The sequence below is a fragment of the Paenibacillus foliorum genome, assembly GCF_013141765.1.
Lineage (GTDB): Bacteria > Bacillota > Bacilli > Paenibacillales > NBRC-103111 > Paenibacillus_S > Paenibacillus_S foliorum.
The window spans coordinates 200,867-225,564 of record NZ_WHOD01000067.1 but is presented as its reverse complement, the minus strand read 5'-3'; the positions used below and the strand labels follow the sequence as shown (position 1 = coordinate 225,564).

At 46.3% G+C, this 24,698-nt stretch carries 13 protein-coding genes; 2 read left to right on the top strand and 11 right to left on the bottom strand.

The features are described from left to right. Positions 1 to 126 precede the first annotated feature (126 nt). From GC093_RS18480 to GC093_RS18430, 11 genes are all read right to left on the bottom strand, one after another. On the bottom strand, positions 127 to 1,131 hold the full coding sequence (locus tag GC093_RS18480; protein WP_171653362.1) for a DUF4340 domain-containing protein: 1,005 nt from the start codon (positions 1,129 to 1,131) through the stop codon (positions 127 to 129). Further along, the gene (locus tag GC093_RS18475; RefSeq protein ID WP_171653361.1) at positions 1,128 to 2,516 is read right to left on the bottom strand and encodes a GldG family protein; all 1,389 of its coding nucleotides are present in this window, start codon (positions 2,514 to 2,516) and stop codon (positions 1,128 to 1,130) included. Before GC093_RS18475 ends, GC093_RS18480 begins: the two co-directional genes overlap by 4 nt. A 154-nt stretch (positions 2,517 to 2,670) precedes the next feature. Continuing rightward, positions 2,671 to 3,384 carry an ABC transporter permease subunit gene (locus tag GC093_RS18470; RefSeq protein ID WP_171653360.1) on the bottom strand — a complete coding sequence of 238 codons (714 nt, stop codon included), beginning with the start codon at positions 3,382 to 3,384 and terminating at the stop codon, positions 2,671 to 2,673. Next, on the bottom strand, positions 3,377 to 4,561 hold the full coding sequence (locus GC093_RS18465; protein WP_171653359.1) for an ABC transporter ATP-binding protein: 1,185 nt from the start codon (positions 4,559 to 4,561) through the stop codon (positions 3,377 to 3,379). The genes GC093_RS18470 and GC093_RS18465 overlap by 8 nt, the downstream gene beginning before the upstream one ends. A gap of 250 nt (positions 4,562 to 4,811) precedes the next feature. Continuing rightward, on the bottom strand, positions 4,812 to 5,177 hold the full coding sequence (locus tag GC093_RS18460; protein ID WP_216624689.1) for an STAS domain-containing protein: 366 nt from the start codon (positions 5,175 to 5,177) through the stop codon (positions 4,812 to 4,814). A gap of 68 nt (positions 5,178 to 5,245) precedes the next feature. Further along, complete coding sequence (locus GC093_RS36650) at positions 5,246 to 7,015, bottom strand: bacterial transcriptional activator domain-containing protein (RefSeq protein ID WP_171653357.1); 1,770 nt, start codon at positions 7,013 to 7,015, stop codon at positions 5,246 to 5,248. A gap of 97 nt (positions 7,016 to 7,112) precedes the next feature. Next, the gene (locus tag GC093_RS18450) at positions 7,113 to 10,013 is read right to left on the bottom strand and encodes an S-layer homology domain-containing protein (protein ID WP_171653356.1); all 2,901 of its coding nucleotides are present in this window, start codon (positions 10,011 to 10,013) and stop codon (positions 7,113 to 7,115) included. Positions 10,014 to 10,216: 203 nt separating this feature from the next. After that, positions 10,217 to 11,530 (bottom strand): FtsW/RodA/SpoVE family cell cycle protein, encoded by a 1,314-nt coding sequence (locus GC093_RS18445; RefSeq protein ID WP_171653355.1) that lies wholly within the window; start codon positions 11,528 to 11,530, stop codon positions 10,217 to 10,219. Continuing rightward, the gene (locus GC093_RS18440) at positions 11,527 to 11,859 is read right to left on the bottom strand and encodes a PadR family transcriptional regulator (protein ID WP_171653354.1); all 333 of its coding nucleotides are present in this window, start codon (positions 11,857 to 11,859) and stop codon (positions 11,527 to 11,529) included. Before GC093_RS18440 ends, GC093_RS18445 begins: the two co-directional genes overlap by 4 nt. A gap of 215 nt (positions 11,860 to 12,074) precedes the next feature. Beyond that, positions 12,075 to 16,697, bottom strand: coding sequence for an S-layer homology domain-containing protein (locus GC093_RS18435; protein ID WP_171653352.1), 4,623 nt, complete (start codon positions 16,695 to 16,697; stop codon positions 12,075 to 12,077). Positions 16,698 to 16,911: 214 nt separating this feature from the next. Continuing rightward, positions 16,912 to 19,428, bottom strand: coding sequence for a U32 family peptidase (locus GC093_RS18430; RefSeq protein ID WP_171653351.1), 2,517 nt, complete (start codon positions 19,426 to 19,428; stop codon positions 16,912 to 16,914). Positions 19,429 to 19,671: 243 nt separating this feature from the next. On the opposite strand from GC093_RS18430, the gene GC093_RS18425 reads away from it, so the two are divergent. Both GC093_RS18425 and GC093_RS18420 read left to right on the top strand, forming a co-directional pair. Further along, the gene (locus tag GC093_RS18425; protein ID WP_171653350.1) at positions 19,672 to 21,171 is read left to right on the top strand and encodes a diguanylate cyclase; all 1,500 of its coding nucleotides are present in this window, start codon (positions 19,672 to 19,674) and stop codon (positions 21,169 to 21,171) included. A gap of 162 nt (positions 21,172 to 21,333) precedes the next feature. Beyond that, positions 21,334 to 24,681: an FG-GAP repeat domain-containing protein gene (locus GC093_RS18420; protein ID WP_246314730.1), complete on the top strand. Its 3,348-nt coding sequence runs from the start codon at positions 21,334 to 21,336 to the stop codon at positions 24,679 to 24,681. Positions 24,682 to 24,698: the final 17 nt, after the last annotated feature.

The following is a 24,698-nucleotide window of genomic DNA, read 5'->3' as shown; positions in this document are numbered from 1 at the left end:
GCCACACCCTTAAATCGCTACTCACAAGAGCTAAACAGCTTCTTGGGTGCTGAGCCAAGCTTGCACCTTCCAACGGAATCCCAACTGCGTTACGTCAACTGTAACGCATCCAAGCTGCAGCATGCCTTACTTGGTCGGTGGCTGTGCGGGAATCCCTGTTGGCGGTTGCATCAGAGTACCAGGTGCAAGGCCCGCAGGAGGCGTCTCCGCCTGAGGCTGCGCCAGATCTTTATTGGCCAGCTCTTGGATGGAATCAGCTGGTACGGCGTACGCCCACTCTGTGCCTTCCTTCATGAACCATACATTATCCTGTTCGACTTTACCCAGATATACGGTCGTTATCTCCTTTTGGGAGGCATCTACAGATTTAACCTCTACCTTCAGCTCAGGCGAATTCATCTTGATGCCGCTTGCCGGACGGGCAGGCTGTTCCGTCGAGAGGAATTTCAGCCTGCTAAGATATTCGTTTGCATCTGGCCCCTTGACGACTTTCTCATCCAGTTTCCAGTCGGATTCATATGCCTTTTTATCGGTATCCGTTTTTGTAATCGCCCATTTCTGACCCTTCCATTCCACGCTCATGCTGCGGATCTGGTCATACTCCAGCTTAACCGGACTTTTCTCCATAAAATCAATCGGAGTCATGGCCAGCGGCTTGGACTGGGAATCGCTCAGCCGGAATACTTCCGGTGATCCGCTGAGGATCGCATAACTGAAGCCTTGAATGGCTACCGGAGCACCGATACTGATCGTATGGGAGGAACCATTATTTAAAGTCACCTTGAACTGCTGGCTTGGTTTATCCAAACCAAACTGCGCCAGATCAGCTGCATTAGCATCAACGGTCTTGTCTTTACTAAGCGAATTGAACGATTCTATCCAGCCATCGGCACTGTAATCATTAAGGGGCAGAGGAGATGGCTTACTCATCGTCCATTTGCCATCTTTGCGCTGCAGCTCGATTTCGCCATCGGCCACTTTAATCGTGAAGCTTGCTACCTCATCCTTGTTCACCTTCACAAGTGAAGCAGCAGGAGCCTTGCTTTCCTTGAAAAAGTCTTTGCTGGACGCGTACCAGAAGCCCCCGATACAAATAATGACCAACAAGAGTGTCGGAATCAGCCGTTTCATCCTCTCCTCCTCCTCCACCAAACCGTCCCTCCGACGATCAGGAAGAGCAGTGGGAATAACAGCACGGTACCATAAAAGATTGAACTCGCCTGACTACCGGTAATCATGGCTTGCTTAATCGCATCGCCCTCACGTGGACGAATCGTGACCTGATCCTTCTGTTCCTGCAGCCAACCGACGCTGTTAAGGGCGAAATCACGGTTGCCCTGCTGCTGAATCACATTGTCAACGAGGAAGGACGAGCCTCCTAGCACAACTGCTTTTGGCTTGTTTTCTTTTGTTTCTGCGACATAGCCCAGATTTAATGGCCCTTTGATATCCTTATCATCTTTAGCTGTACGGCTCTTCGTTAAGGTCTCAATGTCTGTTTCCCCATAAGCGTTAGCTGTAGTCTTCAAGATCACCGTAGTCGTATAATCAGCCACAGGTTGCTCCGTATTCAACGTAACGGCCAGGTTCATCATGGTCAATAAATTGTAATCCTGAAGCTTTTTCGTAATGGCATGGGAACCATACTCGGGAATAATGGTCAATGGATCGAATAATTGGCTCTGTTTGGGCTCAATCGCAATCGCGTGCTGATCCTTAATGCCATACTGCGCCAGCAGTCCGTCAATATTTTTCCATTGCTTCTCCATATCTTTGTTAAAGCCTAGCGCCGCATAAAGCTTACCTTTTCCTTTTAAATACTCCTTAATGACTTCATTTTCTTTATCGCTGATGTCATTCTGCGGGCCAATGATGAACAGGACCTCTGCATCATCAGGAATTTTACCTTCACGAAGCAAATTCAGTTCCTTCACTTCATAATTTTCGCCTTCCAACCCGCTGCGCCATAGATTCAGTTGATTCAATGGGATTTCGTTATGGCCGGATAGGAAGTAAAGCTTGCTTTTTTCCTTCACATTTAAATTAACCAGCGCTTGCGTCAGCTTCTCTTCCCCACTGAACCTGTACTCGCCCTGCTGCTGTCCCGGGATAAACATGTCGGCATAATACAAGGTCTTCTTCACGGTTCCACTTTCCACCACAAGCGTTCCCGACGGATCGACTTCATACTGCTTGGCTAATGCAGGCTGTTTGACAATATCGTATTCATCGAACACGATTTTGCCGTTGCGCTTCTTATATTCCTGCACCAGCTCATCCACTTGGCGTTTAATATAAGGGTCGGTCTGATCACTCGTTAAAGAAATGATATGTACATCCTTATCGAGCGCCTTCAAGGTTTCTGTTGTTTTGTCGGATAGCGTAAACTTTTTATTTTGTGTTAAATCGATCTGCAAACTTTTCGTGGAGTTTAGAAAAATCGTCAGAACGATAAAAATGCCGATAACCGCCAGTGACAATACAACGGCATTCGTACCGCGAATCCACTTATTCAATGTCCTTTCCCCCTTAGAGTTTTGCGTAAGCAAAACTTTCTTCGAAAGCATAGTCTGAGCTTTGCATCGCAAAGCTTACTTCGAAAGCGTGTACTGAGTTTTGCGTAGGCAAAACCTTTTTCGAAAGCATAATGTCTCGTAAAACTTAGATTGCTTATTTCCAGCGCTTTCTTTCGAGCACTTGTATGCTTAATATGATAAACACGATGGTCAAGGTCACATAAAACAGAACGTCGGAGAAATCCAGAACACCCTTTTGTAAGTCAGAGGTTCGGCTAATAAGGGAGAACGTACCTAGATAGTCCTTGATTTTACCGCCGACACTGTCGCCTAACCACTCAATAGTCCAGAACATCAACAATATCGCAAACGCTGTAATCCCCGACACCATCTGGTGTGCGGACAACGAGGATGCGAACAATCCGACGGCCATCATAGCTGCCCCTACTAAAAACATACTCAAGTAAGAAAGCCACAGCACCGGTTGATCCAAGGTTCCATAGGAGCTCATAATCCAAGGATACAGCAGGCAGCCTACCACGAGGAGGAATTGCACGACTAACGCAGCCAAATATTTACCAACAATAATTTCGGTGATACTGACTGGAGATGTTAATAGCAGCTCATCGGTCCCTTGACGCAGTTCGTCGGATACCAGGCGCATAGTCAGCAGCGGAATAATTAGCAAAAACACAAAGGTTACGTTGCCCACAATGGGCCGAACATCAATGATATTGGGCGGGTACAGAAAATAGGAGCTGAAAAAGTAGCCCGATATTAGGAAAAAGAAAGCAAATGCCGCGTAAGCGGTCGGTGAGTAGAAGTACATTTGCAGCTCTTTTTTGCAAATGGCCCAGGTTCTACGCATGTGGATTCACCCCCTTGTCATTGGTATCTGTTGAGTCGGGCGAATGGGAAGAATCGTCGGACGAGCTGGAATCCCCGCTTCCGATGCCAGCATCGATGGTTTCGTTCGTGGTCAGCTTGAGGAAGATGTCTTCCAGACTCAAGCTTTCCTTCTTCATCGCAAGGATCGGATACCGCAGCTCGGCCATGCGGTAGAAGATCGCTTCGCGAAGGTCCGCGCGATCCGCCGCGGACACGAGGACCTTCACGGTCGGCGGCTCGGCGCCGTCCGTGAAGGTCTCTGCAGGCCACGCCGCAGGCTCGGCCTGCTCCTGCGCGCCCACGCCTTGCTCGGGCGCGTCTTGCTCCGGCTGCTGCGCAAGCGCAGCCGTTGCACTTGCTGCCGCGCCAGCAGCGGCAGCGGGCTCTTCCGCCAGCGGCTTCACGCTGGCGACCTGCGGCAGGCCGCGAAGCTCGGCCAAAATGGCCTCGCGCGGCCCTTTCACCTCAAGCGAGACCTCGAATGTCTCGCCCATCGATTGCGCCAGCTGGTCAGGATGCCCGTCCAGCACGATTCGCCCTTGATTGATAATTAACACGCGGTTACACAACGTGTTAATCTCGGGCAAAATATGCGTGCTAAGCAGCACCGTATGGTTCTCCCCCAGCTCGCGAATGAGCTGGCGAATTTCAATGATTTGCTTCGGATCGAGACCTGAGGTCGGCTCGTCGAGCACTAGCAAATCGGGATTGTGCAGGATGGCCTGCGCTAGTCCCATCCGCTGCTTGTAGCCTTTGGATAATCCGCGGATCACTTGCCGCTCCCGTCCTTGCAGACCAAGCCGCTCGATAACTTCGCCAATGCGACGCTTCTGCTCCTTGGCCGGAATGTCGCGCAAGTCAGCGATAAACTGCAGATAGGACTGCACTGACATTTCAGGGTACAGCGGAGGTGTCTCCGGCAAGTAACCGATCTTCTGCCTTGCTTTCTTTGGATGGTCTGCCATTGATAACCCATCGATTGCAATAGAACCATGGGTCGGGTTCAAATAACCGGTAATCATCCGCATCGTAGTTGTTTTACCCGCGCCGTTAGGACCCAGAAATCCGACAATCTCGCCACGCTTCATGGAGAAGTCGATGCTGTGAACCCCTCTTTGGTTTTCGTACAATTTACTAACCTGTTTTACTTCAAGCACGTCTTACAACCTCCATTCGAAACAAAATGTTCTACTATAAGCCATGTCCATTTTGATAGCAGCTTAACCACCCACAAAATATACAAGAGAAACAATAATGTAAGATTAAGCCAATCTGAAAATTAGCTTAAAGTTTTGTGTCTGAATTGTGAACAAGCATTACCCTGCTGCTCAACAAAAAAAGACGCTACCTTTCCGGCAGCATCCTCTAAGCTCTTAGCCCTATCCTCTAGTTAGTCTTAATCTTAATTTAATCCGCCACTCCCTCAACCCTTTGCAAAATCGAATACTCATCGGGGTAAATCATCATAAATTGCGTTAATCCAAGCAGCCGAAACAGCTTTTGGTAATGCTCCGCAACCCCATGTCCAAAAGCTTGATAATTACCCTCTGCCCCCCAACAGGCGATTCGCATTAATAGAGTAATACCCCTGCTGCTGATGGAAGACACCTGTTGGAAATCAAAGATCAACACTCTGACATTCTCACCAAGGCCTTGCTTCCAATCCCGCAAGCTCATCAGTGGCTGCTCCGCATCTTTCGTGAATTCACCTTGTAGTTCAATAATAAAAGCACCGCCTGAAACTCTCACTTCTTTGATCAAAGAGGGCTTCATTCTGCGAAACACCATCCTTTTTCACGCCATATTGAATCAAAGGGTAACCTTATCATGAGATCCACTTATTACAAAAAACGCTCCTCCAGCTCAGTAAAATCGGTCGCTCCCTGCTCCTCACTGACTAGCTTATCCCATTTACGCTGAACACGCTTAGCCTCTTGCTTACGCCCCGTAGCTATCAAATGCACGACATATTCTTGAAAGCCTTCCTCATCAGTTGGATTAAGCTCAAGCCATCGGTTGAAATAAACCTCTGCCTGTTCATGCTGTCCGATACCCTTATAATAAGACGCCAATTTCCGTATGATGACTACTTGAGTATGCTGCAATGTTTCTCTATAAGCATCTACCCAATCTAGATATCGGATTTCCGACATAAATTCCCCATACATGACATAAGCCTGTTCATAATAGCTCACAGCAAGAGCTGGCTTCTCGCTCCAGTGCTGATCCCCTTCATGAATATAAGACTGGTATTGCTCTAAATCGAGAGACTTTATCTGTCCCTTATGTAATCGGATAATTCCGTCTTTAATGATAATAGCAGGGTCAATTTGTAATTCCTGTTTAAGGGTTTGCTTCAACTGGTGCAGAATCACATACAGCTGGTTATTCATTTTATCTGCATACCCTTGTCCCAGCAGCATTTCCATAATATGCTCCTTGGGAGCTGAGTAGTCAGGTTGGATGAGCAGATAGAGGAACAGCTCCAGTGACTTTTTCCTTTTCCATTTCAAACCCTTAAACTCAACGCCCACACGAGTAAATGTCATATTCCCAAAGCAGCGTATTTCCCATCCATCCCTTTGCTCATTCGCTACATTGTGCGCTTCCCTTTTCATGTGGATCTGCTTCAGCCATTCAGCCTGGTTGGGGCTTCGAGTCAGCTCCTGCCATGCCATCAATTTATAAAGCACAGCCTCAGCAAGCTCTGCTTGCCCCCTGCTTTCAGCTTGTGTATAATGCAGCATGCCCAACTGAAATTGTAGATTCAAATCGCAGCCAAACGTGAGCTGAGCACGATTTAACTCATCCCATAGTGCACGTTCATCCTTCCAATTTGCCTTCATGCGGACTTCAAAACGCTGGATTAAGCAAAGGACAGCATGATAATAAGACATTTGCGATGTATCCACACCATCTAAAATCGCTGTAGCATCTCCCCACCTTAATTGGTCAGCACTTAGTAGACCTAAGGCCATGTTATGAACGGGAAGATATAAGGGATCGAGATTCATTTTCTGTTCTGCATAGTAGTAGATCTTCCTGCGCTCCTGCTCGCTCATTTCGGATCTCCAAGACAGAAGAAGGTCCAAGCATAAGTCAACAACCCCTTGGCTGTCACCCTCTTGTTTAAATTGCTCCCAAGCCTCCCTGAAATAGGTTTCCTCATGCCCAGCCTCATTCAGCAAATAACTGCCCCAAGCCAATGCTTGCAGTACCCGTCCGCTTGTTGGGGATTCCTTTCTCAGCCATTCTTCCTTTAAAAATCGAAGGATCGTCTTCGCATCCTGCCATTCCGCCAAGCTCAAATTAACCATCGCCAGTTGAGCCAGCGCGTCCAGCATCTGACTCTGAAAGGTTTGCCTCGCAAAGCCCTGTACAGCAGACAGCAGCACTTCTTTCGCTTCAACCAGCGCTCCTCGGCGCATTAACAGCTCCCCCTGCAACTTCAATAGCAAGGGTGACTTTTGTGCAATAGCCGCCGGAATTTGAGCAAGCTCATCCCCACTCACTTTACTCCCAGCCATAATGACAGACTCTATATGGAAAACCATGTTTTCATAATTAGTGTCGTGCTTTTGTTCAATATCAATGAAATCTAGAGGCTTCACACAATCACCCTTTATTTTTGCTTAATCTATGGTGTTGTCATTATTCTCGCTCTAAATAGAAAAGGAGTCAACCCGAAGGTTGACTCAGAGGATAAGACTAGTCTTGGTATACGTATACAGCTACGGAAAATGGACTATTATCCGACTTTATCCCGTTGATATCAATTGTATGCGCTCCAACAGGTAAAGTGCTCGAATACTTAATTATAAGATACGTATCATCTCTAATCGTGAATGCCAAATCTAAATCAATTGGGCTGGTGCGCAGCACCATATCAGTAACATCTGCTAAGCTATGGCTAAATTGTATGATTAAGAAGTTTCCAGCATTTTCTGCGGGAATATGAAGGGGGTTCCCGGGCCCATTATTTGTTTGTCCAGCGTACACAGAGCTTGTAACACTAGAAGTATTATAAGTAACATACGTCACGCTAGTTACGGAACCCACAGGCGCATTAACCGTTATCGGTACATTTACAAACTGTCCTCCGTAAGTAGCTGTAACAACCGTTGACCCGTTAGCAACAGCTAAAACTTCACCACTGCTGCTTACTTTTGCTACGAACGGATTATTACCGCTGTAGCCTACTTCATTACTATTTACGATTGCTTGAGTATTGTCTGAATAATTGGCAGTAATCACCAACTGCTTTGTAGCGCCATAAGTACTGAGGGATACACTGTTCGGCTCACTTGTCAGTGATACTAAAGTTGGCGTTCCTGCAGTATTGCCTGGTGCAGTAATTACAACAGTAAATACCTGTGTAACAGTCAATCCGTTTTTCGTAATCGTTGCAGTCAATGTTACCGTTACATTCCCCTTGCCTTCTGCCGGACGAGTAACAACACCGTTATTGCTGACTACATCAACATTGGAGGAAACCCACGCAACGGATGTACCATTCCCGGCCGTTTCTGGAAGAGTAAGGTTGGATTTCGCCCCCGAAGCGGAGTCACCAGAAACATAACCGATTGCCAATACTGCTTTTGCTGAATTTAGTTCAGCAACAACAGATGATTTTAAGGAGTAAATTAATGAGTACAAGGAATCGAACACGTTTAAGTTAGAAATATCCATATCCACTAAACCTAAATCTCTAGCACTCTTAATTTTTTGACCCACTGCTTTTATCTCATCTTCTTTGCTTACTGAATATTCGCTGAAGCTTTGAATAGCTGCAATGGCATCCATAACGAACTTTTTAATACTATCCTTGGATATACCGGCTGTACCACCGTCTTCAATAATATGATCCTTAATTTTAACAATTGCTTCTGGATCACCTGTCAATGTTACATTCGTTTGTAATACAAGGCTGCTAATATCTGAACCTGCTGAAAGGTTCAATGTAGATCCGATTGCAGCCTCAGTAACTGTAACCGAGTTAATTTCACCTGTACCGCCAAATGTAACACTTGTGCCTGGACCCGTAATACTCACAGAACCCAATGTAGTGTTCTCATTTGCTGTAACTGTTGCATTAGCTCCCAATTCAAGAGACGCAATGGAAGTTGCTGCTGCATTAAGCTCTTTTGGAGCCGCAATTGTAATAGTTGCCCCAGCTGCATTAACGTACACATTACCTGTAATTGTTCCTCTAAGCTCAATACCTTTTCCTGACGCGCCGGAACCAATGTTAATATTTCCAAGACTTCCTGCACCAGATTCTAAAATAACTTGAGACTGGACATCCGTATTCGTTATTTCTGTGCCCAATAGGGACAAAATACGAACCTGGCTAGTCTGACCATTTGCTGCTACTTTCAGCGTTTTAACTTTGGTTTTTTGGAATTTGATCGAGTTTTCGCTACCTGAAGCTACAACGATATTAGCCGCTTCTACGTTTTGCAACGAAATTTCGCCGTCTTTACCAGGGTCTAAGGTTAATGTGCCGTTAATCTTGGTAGTACCGCTAGCGGGTCCAATAGGAGTAGGACCTCCAGATGTAATAGTCAGATTATCAAAAACACCACCGCTGTTGATCTTTTGCAGATCCGTGGTTCTAGTCTCAGAACGGGAACTGCCGCCAGCACCGCCGCCGCTAGTAACAATGAAGGCTACTCCCTTGATGGTCTTGCCTGTGTCTTTGCCTTTGTAGCTAAGCTTGTACACTTGATCGATCGTTTGAACACTCGTAGTCAATAAGACTACGGATTTGCTATCGGATTTGTATGTGGCACCCGTTACTGACAAACCATTGTCAAATGTAAAATCCGACGCATTAAGTGACGGAATTTCCTTATTAAAGGCGATTTCTACGATCGTGTTATTAACAGCAGATACTGAGCTAACTTCTAGCAATGCATCAACTTTGACGATTTCTTTAGCTTTATCAACAAATTTGGACTTGTTTGTTTTGAACTCATAAGCTAAACGAGCCAAAGCTTGCCTCTCAGCACTTTCTTTTGGACTGAATTTCAATGTGCCGTCCTTATTTTCGATCCCGTTTACGAAACCGATTTTATAAGCTAACGATACATGTGCTTGTGCCCAACTCGATACTTCTTTCAAATCGGACAATTTTGCATCAACCGCTAATTTACCGGCACCTTCCTCAAGACCCAAAGCGCGAACAAAGAAAACAACTAGCTCTTCTCTCGTCACTTTCGCATCCGGTGAGAAGGATGTTGTTGAAGTTCCTTGTGTAATCCCGGATTCAACCAACGCTCCGACAAAGCCTCTATACCAGCTATTTTTATCCACATCTGTGAACGCAGACGCTTTTTCTGCATTTTCTTTCAAGCCTTGAGATAACACAATAATTTTAGCCAACTCTGCACGGCTCATCGCTTTAGTCGGTTGGAAAGATCCATCCTCATATCCGCTGATAATACCTCCGTCGACCAAAGATTGAATTTCTTTTTGTGCGTAAGAATCTGCGATATCTTTCAATTGAACTACAGTAGCGCCGAATGCCATAGCGGGCATAAGCATGCTAAATAGCAGCACAAAAGTAAGAACCGCGCTGATCTTACTGCGGCCTTCTTTTGACAACATGGTTTCTCCTCCTCTATATACTTATCAATGAACATAAACCCCCCTGCAAAAACAACATAGAGAAGAAACCTCCATGATCGCTCCCAAGAGTTTTACTGATTTATATTACTACATGCCCCCTTACAAAAACCTTACAAAACATACGATAATTAGGCATAAAGGACCTATTTTATATATTAAAAGTAACATTTCAAAATGCCCACTTACTTCGTTCGAACTATGCGAATCATATCCTTGCGCTGGTATACACTGCAGATCATCCCAACCGCCGCCAGCTGAATGAGCAGATGACTGCCACCATAGCTGACAAATGGAAACGCAATTGAAACGATTGGCAGAACTCCTAAGGACATTCCGATGCTCCAACCGAATTGAATGGTGAATAGCAAGCCTAAGCCGCAGACCAGCATTTTGCCGTATGAATCCCTGACTTGTAAGGTCATCCTTACCAGCTGCACTACAAACGATAAAGCACTGAACAATACAAAAGCTCCGGCGAACCAGCCTAGGCTGTAAATAATATAGGTGAAGACGGTATCCGAATAGGCATAGGGCAGCCTCTGGTTAAAGGAAGCAAAGCCGTGTCCCCACCAGCCCGCCGAACGGATAGCATTATCGATTTGTATGTACACCCAGCCTGCATCCGCTGAAGCTTCTTGGCGGTGGAGAAAAGCATTCAAACGCTGCTTGCTCCATGGATGCACAATGATAAAGCATACTGCTATAGCAAGGAAAGTAAATGCTTGCGGTGCAATGAACCGCCAATTGCGGCCTGATGCAATTAATAATAGTAGATAAGCAGGAATATACATAAAAAGCGCAGCAGTTGCAGGTGCTTTTACATATAACAATACGGGTATTAGAATGAACAAAATAATTTGCAGCATGAAAACCTTTTTACCCGTTCCCATATGGTTCAACATTCCAGCCGCTGCTATTAGAAGCAAGTAAGGGCTCGTTCCAACCACATCGATAATGAAAGGACCTATTGACAAATAACTGCTGCCACCATTAACCTGCGGACCCCATCCGATGGCAAGAATCATAAGCAAGATAGTGCCACCATATAACATTGAGGAATAACCCAATAGCTTGCGGTAATCGATCCTTGTCAGCACAAACAGTATAAGCAATCCAATACCAGTAAAGATAGCTTTGCTAAAAAACATACGTTCGTTGCCCATAGAGGTAGATTGCGCTGTATAGCTTAGATCTAAGGCGTACATGGTTACTAAGGCAACTGCTATTAATATCATCAGCCAACTGAGCAATCCCCATGGGATGCTTGGTTTATGTACATGGTTAAGTCCTGCAGCGACATCGGAGGCTTGCCCCATTTGTTCAATAGCAAAGCCTGCAGCAGCTTTCTCATCCATCCCCTGCTCCCGCTTCTCCGACATTAGCTCCTCCAGGTGTCCCTCCAACTCCTGCCGTATTTCCTTGCGAAGCTCCCTGGCTTTTATTTGCCGACAAACCTCATCCAAATACTCTAGCACCAGAGGATGCTGATTCCTCATGCCTGTCCCTCCCCCAATACACGGTCTACGGCATTACGAAATAATTGCCATTCTTGCTTTTTCTCCTGAAGCTGACGTCTGCCCGATTCTGTGAGCCGATAATATTTACGTTTACGACCTTCGGCCTCCTGCCAGTAAGCTTCCACCCACTGCTCCGCCTCCATCCCGTGGAGTATCGGATATAACGTGCCTTCTTTCAAAACAAATGTTCCATCTGAGCTTCGCTCAAGCTCTTTGATCAACTCGTAGCCGTATAGATCCTGCTTGTTTAGCAGGGTTAGAATAAGTGTACCTGTACTTCCTTTGAGCAGTTCTTTATTCACTTTCATACTCAGTCACCGCCTTTTTATACATAGTAATCATATGCATCGTATATCTATGTATACAATTATAAATTAAATCATTGTTGTTGGCAAACCTTAGTTCTTTTATTTTACTTTCATCGCTTGCAAGTCCGTTCCGCTTATTCGAGTTAAGGAGAATATAAAAGAAGACCCCGTAGGGTCCTCTTTTTATAAATAAATTATAAGTTAATTACTACCTACTACCTAACAGATACTCCAATAGATGCAGAAACACCATTTGGTGCTATTACGTTAACTGTAAAACCAGACACAGAATTGCCTTTGTAAGTAATCTTGCCGTTGTTATCAATGCTTACAGCTTTATTAACATCGCCCCACCCAATAATATCTGAGAGGTAGAATTTTAGTTTCAACAAGTCATTCGTTTGTTGACCAACCACGCCATTCTTGATCAAAAATTGATCAGAAATGTTACGTTCTTCATTTATATCACCAGGGCTAAACTCAGAAACAATTTCATCACCGAATTGATCAACTACAGTGATTTTTTCAGCAAGTGCTCTACTCCAAAGGAAAGCACCATCGATACTTGCAGCAGAAACCGCTTTGTAGGTTCTGCCCAGAACCATCTTTGCTACTGCAGGAGCTTCATTCTTTGTAGTTACATCAATAGTTTTGGTCTCTAGCTCGCCTTTGGCGTTTCTGTATATTACACTAACCTTTGCTGCTCCGGCATCCAAACCAACAATAAAGTTTTTACCGCTTGGAGTACCCATATTAGGTACATCGACAACTAATGGATTATTAGAAGTAACAGCTACGATAGTGCTCGAATTTGAACCTGTGTACACTCCTGATGCAATTGCAACTTCTTCACCACTGGCTTTTCTAGCTCTTAGCTTAATTTCTTTAGCAACCTTCCTGTAATTATCGTATACATACGTTGCCCCAGTTACATTTGACTTGTTACTTACATCATAGAAATCGTCGACCGCAAGAATCATATTGTTGACACTCTTATCGAGGTAAAGCTCATAAGTCAATTTGCTTTCAGTCTTATTAGGATCAATACGCTCAATAGTGGTCGAAATAGCGTCAACTTCAATCGCCTGTCCTGCCAGGTATCCAGTATTAGGATATTTAATAAGCGTTGCCTTCAAATTCCAAATTCCTTCAGGCGAATTGCTCGTGGAATAAAATTTGAAGGACTTGTCAAAGAAATTATCCCACGGGTTGTAAATAAATTGAGCGTTTTTGATCAAAGTAAACTCGTGAGAAGTTTCTGGTGCCCCGTGAACGGTAGAAAGAACGATTGCTCTATTATTATACAGGTTTGTATACGGTGTAGAATAAGGTAGTGTTGACCTCTCTTTAGAAGCAAAGTAAACCTCTTCAGCAGGAACACCCGCTCCAGGTGCAGCGATACCTACACCTGTGTAAGACAATTTAACTTTGTACGTTGCATCCATGTCATTAACATATTTCATCTCTGTACCGAATTGATCGTAAACTTTAAATTTTACTTCTGTATCAGTTCCTCCAAGAATGTACTTCTTAGGCATAGTGGTAATTTTAATGGAATCAGGTTTACGAGCTTCATATACAGGAATGTTTAATGTTGAAGTAACTGTTGGGTAGTCTTCCAATCTAACCGTAATATACTGAGGGCCCTTTCTGTCTATGCTAGTAACTACAAGATATCCTTTATAAGCACCCGTTTTTACGACTTGTGAACTCCTATCTCTTCCAAAAGTAATTCCACTCGAATAACTAATTATAAACTTGCTGTCTTTATCGCCGTTGCTATATGCATTTACGATATCATCCGCATCCAACAGCTCACCTTTGGAATTTTTCAGGATCAAAGGAATATAAAATTTCTTATCCACATCCTCATCGCCGGTAATAACGTCATCCTCAGCCAATAAGTAGTCATATGGGCCAAACTCTATAGCAGCGGGCATATTAGCAGCGAAAATGTGGACTGTTTTAGTTGTAACGTAACCAAATCTAGTGTGAATAGTAATAGTAATATCTTTTTCTACGTTGCTTACAGAACGAATTTGCATATCAGCTGAATCATCTCCAACTACGTCGTCAACGAATGGATCCAGCGGCAGATGGCCGTAACCTGATCCTGCCTCAAGATCACTGTCTGAGAAGGTTACAGTAATATCATCATTCAACGTTCCCTTATCTTCCACACGGAAACCGTATTGGTCATAAGCTCTAACTAGCAAAAAATTGTTAGCGCTCGTTGCTGCAATATCGACGATTTTTGTGCCTGAAGAGTTCACTAGGTCGACGACCTCAACTTTGTCGACAATCGAGTAGTCGCCAACAGTAAAAATTTTGTTGAGTTGCACTCCGCTGTCTTTGTGCACAATAGTAATGGAGATTTTGTCGTTTCTTTCAGTTCCCTGATCTTCCATTAATTGAATGGCTTGTTCATTAAAGACTTTGCTGAATGTACCCCCACTCACATCAATATCAAAGCTGCTTGAATCTAATTTAGCCTTCACACCATATTGGTTAATAGCTTTGAAATCAACACGTACTTTTCTTATCGGAACTCCTGCTTTGTTTGTTGTCAAAGGGAGTGTACCTGATGTCGTCAGAAATTCAATTTTTATGATTTTCTCTACAGATGTAGTAACAGAAGCTGTTTTATTAATGTTATCGATGTTGCTAAGCCCACTAATAGAAACATCATATTTAGACTCTTGGAACTTTGAATCAAAAGTTAAAGTGGCCACTGTTTTCTTGTCATCCCACTTCATAATGTAGCCAGAAGTAATTACGTTACCATCCTTTTTAAGCTCAACTTTTAGGTTTGCAGCAGCTTCTTCAGTCAATGCACTGTTCAACTCAAGACTCAGCACGTTAGCATCCGTTGCTTTGAAGGACGCAATTGCATATTTGCCCGTTATCGGTCCTGTACCATCAGATGGTGCCGTCGTAACTGTCGCCAGGTATACCGCCGAACTTACATTACCAGCCGCATCATACGCTCTAACGCTAAATTTCCCATCGTAGTTAGTGTTAGGACTTAACCCTGTTACAGCATAAGTTGAACCAGTAACTGAACCATTTAATAGATTTTCTACCTGATAAACCTTATAGCCTGTTACAGCTTTGTTATCCGTGAATCCAGTCCAACTTAATGTAAATCCAGTTGTATGAATGGCTAATGCTGACACTGTCCCACCCAATGGAGCAGTTGTATCAGCAACAGCAGTAGTATAAGCAAACGTCGATACCACACTGTTTGTCATCCCTGCTTTTACAGCAATTGCCTTAATAGTCATTGCTGAACTAACCGTTATAGGACCATTTGAATCGTAAGCAATACTTGCAGTAGTTGGATTACTACCGTCTTTAGTAAAGTAAACTGCTGCCCCTACTGTTGCTGAGCTCAATTTCACTTTTATTCCTGCATCTACCACCCCAGCCGCTGGGTCAGCAGTTGGCGCTGATACTTGATTAGCTGCTGGGGTGGTGGTGTTACCCTTGCTTGAGCCACCTCCACCACCGCCGCCGCCTCCAGTAACACCAGAACCTGTTGTCGAACCAGGGGGAGTAGAAAACGTTGAACCCTCGGCTCCTTTTTCAACAGTCGCTTTTCCAACCTTACCTTCGCCTAGAACCTTCAGTATAGCTTTCAGAACTAAGTCTAAGACCTTAGCTTCTTTACCCAGGTTTAACTGTGTATCCCCTGCTTTTTCCCCAACATCTAAATTCTTAATCTCACCACTCGGAACTTCGACTACTATAGCTTTTGCTGCAATAGAGACATTATCGAAGTTACCTAAAAGGGATACCTTAGAGCCGGCAGGAAGCTTGTCTTCCAGTTTCACGTTGGAAAATCCACCGTTAGTTGCCTTGGAGTTATCGATTTTCACTCCAGTTTGTACCGTTACTTGCTTCACAGTAGTTGTACCTTCAGCCAAGATACGTACTTCGCCGGTTTTCTTATTAACAATAATAGTTACAAGCACACTGTTTCTGAAATGAATCGAGTTAGCACCCCCGCCATTAACGAAAGTATCACCGCTAACCTTAACATTATTAAGATTAACATCGCCTTCTCCAATACCTTCTCCCAATGTCAGGTTACCGGTAATGGTAACGTTCTGAAGAGTAACCCCGCCTGTATTAATAACCACGTTACCCTCTAGGTTTTGGTTGCCGGATTCAGGCCCGTATGTACCTGCTTTATCATAGGTAGCCACGGCGCCACCGCCTGCTGCACGATCAAGAATGACGATTGCTTCTGCTCTAGTAATGCTATTCTCGAAACGAAGCGTTCCATCCTCGTAACCATTAAGAACTCCTATTGCTACAGAAGCTCCAATAGCGCCTTTACTCCAGCTTGGAAGGTTTACTGCATCTTTAAATTTACTAAGATCACCGCCTTTAGCGGTATCCAGCTTAAGTAATGCAGCGATGATAACAGCTACTTCCTGACGGCTTATTTTGCTGCCAGGTTTTACAGTTCCATCTTCATAACCACTGATGTAACCTGATTTCAATGCTATAGCTACCTGCTCGTATTCCCATCCATTTGGGTCTACATCTTTCGCTTTAACTTCTTCTTTATCCTTAAACCCGAACGAACGATTCACTATAGTCATGAATTCGGCTCTTGTAATCGAATTGTCCGGTTTAACCGTCCCATCTGCATACCCTTGAATGTTGCCCTTAGCGGTCCAATCTTTCAGTTGGTTTTCCGCCCAATGCCCCTTGATGTCTTTCGCGTCATCTGAAGCAAAAGCCATGCTGAAAGATGAAAAGATCAGACAGATGCTTATGATGATAGCGAATATTCTTGTGGATCTTGTTGAAATACCCGTACTACGCATGATTTTTCCCCCATTATATAGTTTTCAAATAAACCCCATACTTAAAACCAATAGAATAGGCCACAGATAACGGCCTATTCTATTGGTCTATAGCATGGAGCTATTGTACTATACAATATCTGACAGAACGACAATTATTTTGTCGATTACGCCCTAAAAAATCAATTATAAGGATATTTTGTGAAATATTTACCATTTTATATTCATTTCTCGATTACTTGACCAGTTGTCCTCTTGTCACACCCAACTGATTGGTTGCTTTCAGCTTCTTCCAGACTTGCGTACCGCTAATTTCGCCACGCAGCGCACGCTGGTACAGCGAAATGACCTCATGCACCTTGTCAGCCGTTTCTTCCAGAAACTCTACCCGGAATGATGCCACTCCCAGATCCATAAAATTGCTAACATATTCGGCTCCGGATTGGTCGATAGCATTGTACACCGTGTTGCGGCAGCCTTCATCAACTCTTACAGGATGAGACATGCCTACCCGGTCTTGCAGAGATACACGGTGATCCTCACAAGGGCGACCACAGTTCGTAAAGTCCGTGCCTTCGCTTAAGAAGGTACAATAGACGCAGTGCTCGGTATGAAACATCGGCATATGCTGATGAATAACGACCTCCAATTGGGAGGTATCTGTTCTTCCTAACAGATCAACCATCTGCTGGATATTAAGATCGTACGAAGGCGTCACTTTATCCAAACCCGCATCGAGAAACAAGGCAGCGGTTTTATGGTTAGCCACGTTAAGCGAGAAGTCCCCAATCAGCTCCGGGTGTTTCTCCTGCGGATGCTCAAGCCGCTGCTTCAAATAGTAGTAGACAGCTCCAGTATTACGGACCAGAACGGCGTCCGGCTTCAGGTTCGTTATGTTTTTGAAATAGCCGGTTTCTCCAGGCATATGAATACGCGGCGTAGCCAGCGCAATACGCTTGCCAGCTTTCCGTGCGGCTTCGACTGCGGCAGGAAACTGCTTAATAAACTCAAAGTCAGCATAGATCATGTCGACTTCTGTCTCCAGCGCGGCGTGCACCTGCTCCAGCGTGCGGCACAGCACAGTCAGCTTCGCAGCTGGGTCTCCAGACTGCTGCGGCGACGAAGCCGTGCGCACAGGCGTATCGGCATATGCGTCAACGCTGTGCTTGACGTAGGCTCTAGGCTGCCGGCGCTTCAACTCCAGAAGCTCGACCGCGCGGCGGCGCATGCCGTTCAGCTCGCGCATCGGCACGATCAACTCGCCGCTCAATTGCACATCGAGCTGTGAAAGCTCGAACACCGTACCGCCCAAACGGCCAAACTGTTCCTCGAACAACGCCGCGTCCATCGGGCGTTTCTCTGCCTGCGCAAGTGGCAGCTCAGACTCAATAAGCTCAGTATGTCCCGTCTGATCATCGGTCCACCAGCTTTTAAGCGGCTGTCCCAGCGTTCCCGTCACACGAATCGACACAGGGAAAGTCCAGTAAGGCTTATCTGTCTCGAACGATTGGCGAAGCCTTTTATCCAAATGCGGATCATTTGTTTTCCAAATCCGGTCGCCTACATGCAGCCGTCCTAAATCAACATCGTTACGTCCAGGCACAATCTCAATCAAGCCACCAGGCGCCTCGCCCTCCAGCTTAACGCCTTTGCGGCGGATGTCATAGACACGGCCACCTTCTTCTTTTTTCGTTGGGTCGCCAGCATCAAAGCAGATACCGTCACCGCGCTTCAACGGCGCTTCCAGCTCACAAACTACACCGTCACGCAGAATTTGCTTTATACGTCCTATAAAAACGCCCCGGCTCTTGGGATACGTACCCTCAACCAGCTTCTTATTATCCGTTCCCTTCAGGAAACCATAAGTGAAGCCACGAGAGAAGCTTTGTTCGAGCTCACGCAGCTCCTCCTTTGTCGGCTTAGCATCCCCATCCTCAAAGTAGCGATCAATCGCACGGCGGTATTTGCTGACCACGTTAGCGACATATTCAGGACTTTTCAATCGTCCCTCGATTTTAAAGGAGGTTACTCCCGCTTCGATCAGCTCCGGCACAAGCTCTAAAGCTGCCAAATCCTTCGGCGACAGCAGATAGGCAATATCGCCCATAGGCTTCTGCACACCATCGATCATCAGATCGTACGGCAGACGACAGGCTTGTGCGCACTCACCGCGATTGGCGGAGCGTCCGCCCCACATTTCGGAGGTTAAGCATTGACCCGAGTAGGAAACGCATAGTGCTCCATGCACGAATACTTCCATCGGCAGCTTCGCTTGATCCCCGATTTGTTTGATTTGCTTAAGGTTATTTTCCCGACCTAGAACAACCCTCTCAATATCAAAAGGCTTAGTAAACTCCACCGCCTCCGGCGAGGTAATCGTCATCTGTGTAGAGCCGTGAATCGGAAAATCCGGCGAGATCTCACGGATCATACGGACCAACCCCAGATCTTGAACAATAACCGCATCTACCCCAGCTTCTATACAGGCTTCGATCAGCTCTTTGGCCTCCCGCAGCTCTTCCTCAAACACCAAAATATTAAACGTCAAAAAACCTTTCACCCCATACAAATGAAGGAAAGACATAATATCCGGCAGCTCATCTGTATGAAAATTATTGGCTCTAGCTCTCGCATTAAATTTTTCCACTCCAAAAAAAACGGCGTCAGCCCCATTAGCAACGGCAGCCCGCAAACAATCCCAATCTCCGGCCGGAGCCAAAAGCTCCACATCTGTTTTTAAAATTTTCGTCATGCTGATTCCTCCGAATACTCTTCCATATTGATTCTTATAGTTTAACAGAAACGAGAGCGTTAAAGCCAATGAAACCGGAATTTGGAAGCCGGCACCGTTATTTGAAACCCGTTCAATTGGCATTAGAATCTCATTTCAGTCAAATTTTGCTGAATCCTACGATTTCTTGTCTAATTAATAGGAATGGATTATAATTTTATCCACTTACTTGATTGTTGAAATTAAGAAGAGGAGCTCCTTACGATGGTAAATGATTTTGTAATAAACGCCGCCATATTAATAGCTTCTTTCTTCATTATCGGGCAATTATTTAGAAAGTATCCTCTGCACCGCACCTCATTACTAAATACTCAAATATGGATTGGGATTTGCTATGGTCTCCAAGGGATTCTGCTAATGGTATATACGATCCGCCTTGATGCTCTTACCATCATGGACCTGCGCCATATTCCCATCATGATAGCTGCCCTGCAAGGCGGGCTACCTGCGGCACTCATCAGCTCATTTATAGTTGCGCTCGCTCGAATCGGACTATTCGGTTTTAGCTTCTCCTCGGTTACAGCCGCTTCTTGCATGTTGTTAATCGGTACCGGATGCGGTCTGCTGCTGAATAGGGTTAAGCCTGTTAAGCTAAGCTTTCCTCTATTAAATGTAGCAAGCCTACTTGTCATCTCTTCTACTATCTTCATTAACAGAGCCCATGCTGGTCTAAGCTTATCCACGCTTCAATCGTTGTTACTATTTTATTGGCTGGTTGCACTCTTATGCGGACAATTAGCCTATTATCTCTACCTATATATATATCGAATGAACACTTTATTCTTCAAGCTTCAAGAAAGTGAACAGAGATACCGTTCGCTTATCGAAAAATCCCCTGACGCTACTATTGTACATGATAGCAACACGATTTTGTTCGTCAATGGAAAAGGATTACAGCTGTTACATGCTGCATCTCCTAAAGAAGTCATCGGAAGTTCCCTTCAGCAGTTCATCCATCCTCTGTATCATAAAGAACCACAACAGCAGCCCCATGAAAGACTCAACAAAACAGCTGAGACGGAACGAATAGAACAGAAATATATTCGGTTAGACGGTGTGGAGATTGATGTTGAAGTATCTATGTCATCTATTTCCTATAAAGAACAGCCTGCTTTTGTAACAACAATTAGAGATATAACCGACCGTAAAATTACCGAACAAAAGCTGCAGCAAGCTATAACCGCGTTACAACGGCTGTCCGATCTGGACGGATTGACCGGTATAGCTAACCGTCGATCCTTCGACTCGTTTCTTGACCAATCATGGAAAATCGCTATGAAGAAGGACGAGCCGCTCTCCCTGATTATGTTCGATGCAGATGAATTCAAGGCATACAACGATGCTTATGGACATCAGGGCGGAGATGACTGTCTGCGCATGTTGGCCAGCCATACGGAGCATGCACTCGCTCACAGCAATCATATGGTTGCGCGCTATGGAGGGGAGGAATTCGCCGTCATCCTCTGCAACACAGACTTAGACGTCGCCATCGGTATTGCTGAGCAAATTCGCAGCCTTATTGAAGCATTGGCGATTCCACACAGCAGCTCTAAAGTTTGCAACGTCGTGACGGTTAGTATTGGGGTAGCGACCATTATGCCTCCGTTCTATATATCTCCTAGGGAATTGATAGAACGAGCGGACTCTGCCCTTTACCGAGCCAAAATCGAAGGCAGAAACCGAGTGAAGGCATACGACGATTAACCTGAGAAGCTTGTAAGACCTTACTGCCTATTTGTAAGTCAATCGGCTCTGCTGCTCCTATTCCAGGCTCCCTGCCGGACCGACAAAAGTTAACAAAGCCCGACATCCGTGCTATAATGGCAGGGTAGTCAACCAAGCTATTTTATAAATTGAGGGGTTTCCTTGAAGATTTCTATGGTCCGAATTGCAGGCGGCATTATTGCCCTCCTGCTGATCTTTGTATGTGTGCTAACCCTGTTAGACAAAAAACTATCTGTACGCATGCTGTATGTCTCGAATGGCGACAGCTTCGATCCGGCAGCCTATGGCCAACTACATCAATCACTGGTCGCAAACCTAGAGCTGGAACGTCAGTCTATGGATAAGCTAACGCTCCGACAATTACAAAAATATCATTCTATCTATCTGGATCCCTCTCTTCACGAAGCACTGACTAAGCAGCAGCTGGACTTGCTGCAAAGCTATGTAGCAGACGGAGGGCATCTGTTTTTAGAAAATCGTCTGGCTGCAGACTTCCCGCTCGCCTTTATCGGCGCCAAACAGCTGGTCGATATCGTTCCGCCGACAGCCATGAGCGCAAGCAGCGGCAAGAAAGCTCAAGAAGGGGTACCTACCTTCACATATCCTGAGGTTGAGCTGAACCTGCAATCCCTGCAGCAGCTATTTAGACAGTTCATGGACAACTACATTTCCCATGACGGACTGGCTGATCTCAAGCAATATTCCTGGGGTATAGGAATCATTCCTTCGACTGCGGAACCGATTGTACTGTTGAATGATTCAGCGCTGTCCGCATTGAACCGTTATGGTAAAGGGACCGTGATGCTAAGCAGCGCTTTGCTCCCGAACCGGTATCATATTACCGGCTACGATATGAGCAGCGGCATGGACCCCAGCCTTGGCTTTGCCAAATTAGCGGAATCGACTAACAGTGCTAAGAAGCCTGCGACTGGCGCTCTTTATTTTGACCGCAGACAGCTGCCGCTAGAGCCCTACTTTGACTTTACATACGCAGCAGGAAGTGCGCTGTTCCGCAGCGAATACGCAGCATTCGTATCCAAAGAACTGCTGGGCTACAGCGTGAAGAAGGTACTGGGTCCTTATGGGCGACCGGCGATGGCCCATCAGAATCATTTTGAAGCGATAGAGGCGATTCGAGATGGCGAAGGCATCCAGTGGGCTGAGCTGCTGAAGAAATACAACCAGCTGCCTTCCTTCACACTCGTTCGCTCTTCATTTCATTGGGGCCGATGGCAGGAGTCGGTCTCCGTACATTTGAACATCGGCAGTAACGAGAAGCCGCTGTTTCACGGAGAAACTCCGAATTCCTTCTATTCCAGCGGCACCCGCATTATGAGCGGCGATAAGCCGGTTCAGTTGGCTCTGTATCCCGATTACCGTTCACTCGGTGATCCCATACTAGAGCCTCACCGCGCTTATCCGGCGCTGGCGGATCTGAATGGCGACGGCCGACCAGAGCTGCTGGTAGGGTCGGCCGACGGAAGCATCTACGCTTACCCTAATCTCGGGGCGCAGCCGGACGCTTATGCCGGGCAGATGCTGCCCAGCAGTGTCAATGCGCCCGATGCCTTCGGTAAGCGCGAGCCTTTGCGGCTGAGCGACGGCCAGCCGCTGCAGAGCGGAGCCTACGCCAGCGTAGCGGCGTATGACCTGAACGGCGACGGCTGGCCGGACCTTGTCCTTGGCCGCGCCGATGGCACGCTCGCCGTCGCCTACGGCCAGGCCGGCGGCACGTTCGCTGCGCCCGCCGCACTGCTGGCGGGCGGCAAGCCGTTGCACGCCGGAGCGCCGATGGCTCCGGCTGTGGGCGACGTCACCGCCGACGGCGTTCCCGACCTGGTGGTCGGGGATGCCGCAGGCGGTGTGACGCTTTACCGCGGCCACCGCGCAGCGGGCCACGGCAGCGCCGCAGGCGCGGGCTCTGGCTCCTCCGGCGGTGCTGCCGCGGAACCACTTGCCTTTGACGCGGGCAGCCTGCTGTTCACGCTGCCTGCCCCGTTCGCCGCGCCATCGATACGCGACGTAAACGGCGATGGCCGACCTGATCTTGTGGTCGGCAACAGCGAAGGCGACCTGCGCGTGTATCTGCAGCAGGCCGATGGCACATGGCAGCCTTCCGGTGTACTGGAAGGCGCCACGACGAACCAACTCGGCAATCGTGCTCTCGTTGGCGGACATAATTCCGTGCCCCTATGGTACGACTTGAACCATGACGGCAAAGACGATCTGATCGTCGGACAGTTGGAATTCGGCATGCCTACAACCGTAGACGATCCGAAATTCCCTTACGCCGAGCAGTTGAAGACGTTTGTTCAATATAATAAAGATAACTACCTGGAGCTGTTTCCGCATATTTTCGTCCATAACTTTACAAGCGAACAGCAAGAAAAGGACGAAATAGCCCTGCAGCAGCAGTCCTTCAACAAATTAGGTATCCCGTGGAACATGCCTGGAACCAATCAGCATACCTGGCGAATCAATAACCCGAATCGCACGCAAACATTGCGTAACGAGCAGGATGCCGGTATTTGGTATAACTTTGGCTTTAAGCCGTCCAATGCTCCCGACGACCCCCGGCTAGGCTTGGCCTACAATTGGGGCATGCCATTTCTTATGACGGACCCGGCAACTGGAAAGCCTTCCAGCCCGCCGATGCTGCTTGGCACTCCGGCACCAGTACTACGGCTTGATTCTACTTACTCGACCGAGGATTTGTTTCAATCGTACATCAACTTCGATATGCCGATTGATTACTTTGAGCATATAGAGTATCATTTCCCGACTCGTGTCGGAGATCTGCTCGAGTTCGTTAAGTACTTGGATCAAATTCGTAATAAGCAAAGCTATAATTTCATGACGGAACCACAGATGGCACGCTCGTTCTTAAATACATTAACAACCCGTGTCACAATATCCCGGCCATGGACTGACGTAGTGTTAGACCGATTAAAGAATATCGTTGGCATCCACACTGAGCCTTCGATTCACATCAAACCTATAACGGATTATGTACCGCAGCAAGCAGCGGAATATAAAGGGACGCTAGGTCTGTCCATCGAACGAGGACAAGCTTATGCACAACGTTCCCTGAAGACGGACTCTGATATTTCCGATTGGCGCAACAACAAACTTTATCTCGGCGTACCAGAGACCACACAAATCCGATTCTTAAACGAGAAGACAGCCGTAACTGATGTCTCAGCGAACCCTACTTTAAGTGTTCCAGCAGGAGCACCTATTGATACCGTTCTGTCGTCTAGTTCGGCCGAACCGCATATGCTTCGCTCTAATGTGCCTTACAAACTGCACAAAAACAAGGACAGCTGGACCTTAGAGCTGAACGCAAACGGCATGCAGCAAGTACAGCTTCAGAGCGCGAAACCGCTTGTGATCGAAGGTGAACAGCTGCAAATTAACCAGCAGGAAGCCGAACAAACGTATACTATTACGCACTTCGGCGCTGCAACAACAATCACGATCCGTTTTTAACTCAGCTATTATTTAAG

Excerpts from the sequence above, each read along its gene's own strand:
- GC093_RS18435 (WP_171653352.1), bottom strand. The coding sequence starts at position 16,697 with ATGCGTAGTACGGGTATTTCAACAAGATCCACAAGAATATTCGCTATC.
- GC093_RS18450 (WP_171653356.1), bottom strand. The coding sequence starts at position 10,013 with ATGTTGTCAAAAGAAGGCCGCAGTAAGATCAGCGCGGTTCTTACTTTT.
- GC093_RS18445 (WP_171653355.1), bottom strand. The coding sequence starts at position 11,530 with ATGAGGAATCAGCATCCTCTGGTGCTAGAGTATTTGGATGAGGTTTGT.
- GC093_RS18440 (WP_171653354.1), bottom strand. The coding sequence starts at position 11,859 with ATGAAAGTGAATAAAGAACTGCTCAAAGGAAGTACAGGTACACTTATT.
- GC093_RS18460 (WP_216624689.1), bottom strand. The coding sequence starts at position 5,177 with ATGAAGCCCTCTTTGATCAAAGAAGTGAGAGTTTCAGGCGGTGCTTTT.
- GC093_RS18480 (WP_171653362.1), bottom strand. The coding sequence starts at position 1,131 with ATGAAACGGCTGATTCCGACACTCTTGTTGGTCATTATTTGTATCGGG.
- GC093_RS18430 (WP_171653351.1), bottom strand. The coding sequence starts at position 19,428 with ATGACGAAAATTTTAAAAACAGATGTGGAGCTTTTGGCTCCGGCCGGA.
- GC093_RS18425 (WP_171653350.1), top strand. The coding sequence starts at position 19,672 with ATGGTAAATGATTTTGTAATAAACGCCGCCATATTAATAGCTTCTTTC.
- GC093_RS18470 (WP_171653360.1), bottom strand. The coding sequence starts at position 3,384 with ATGCGTAGAACCTGGGCCATTTGCAAAAAAGAGCTGCAAATGTACTTC.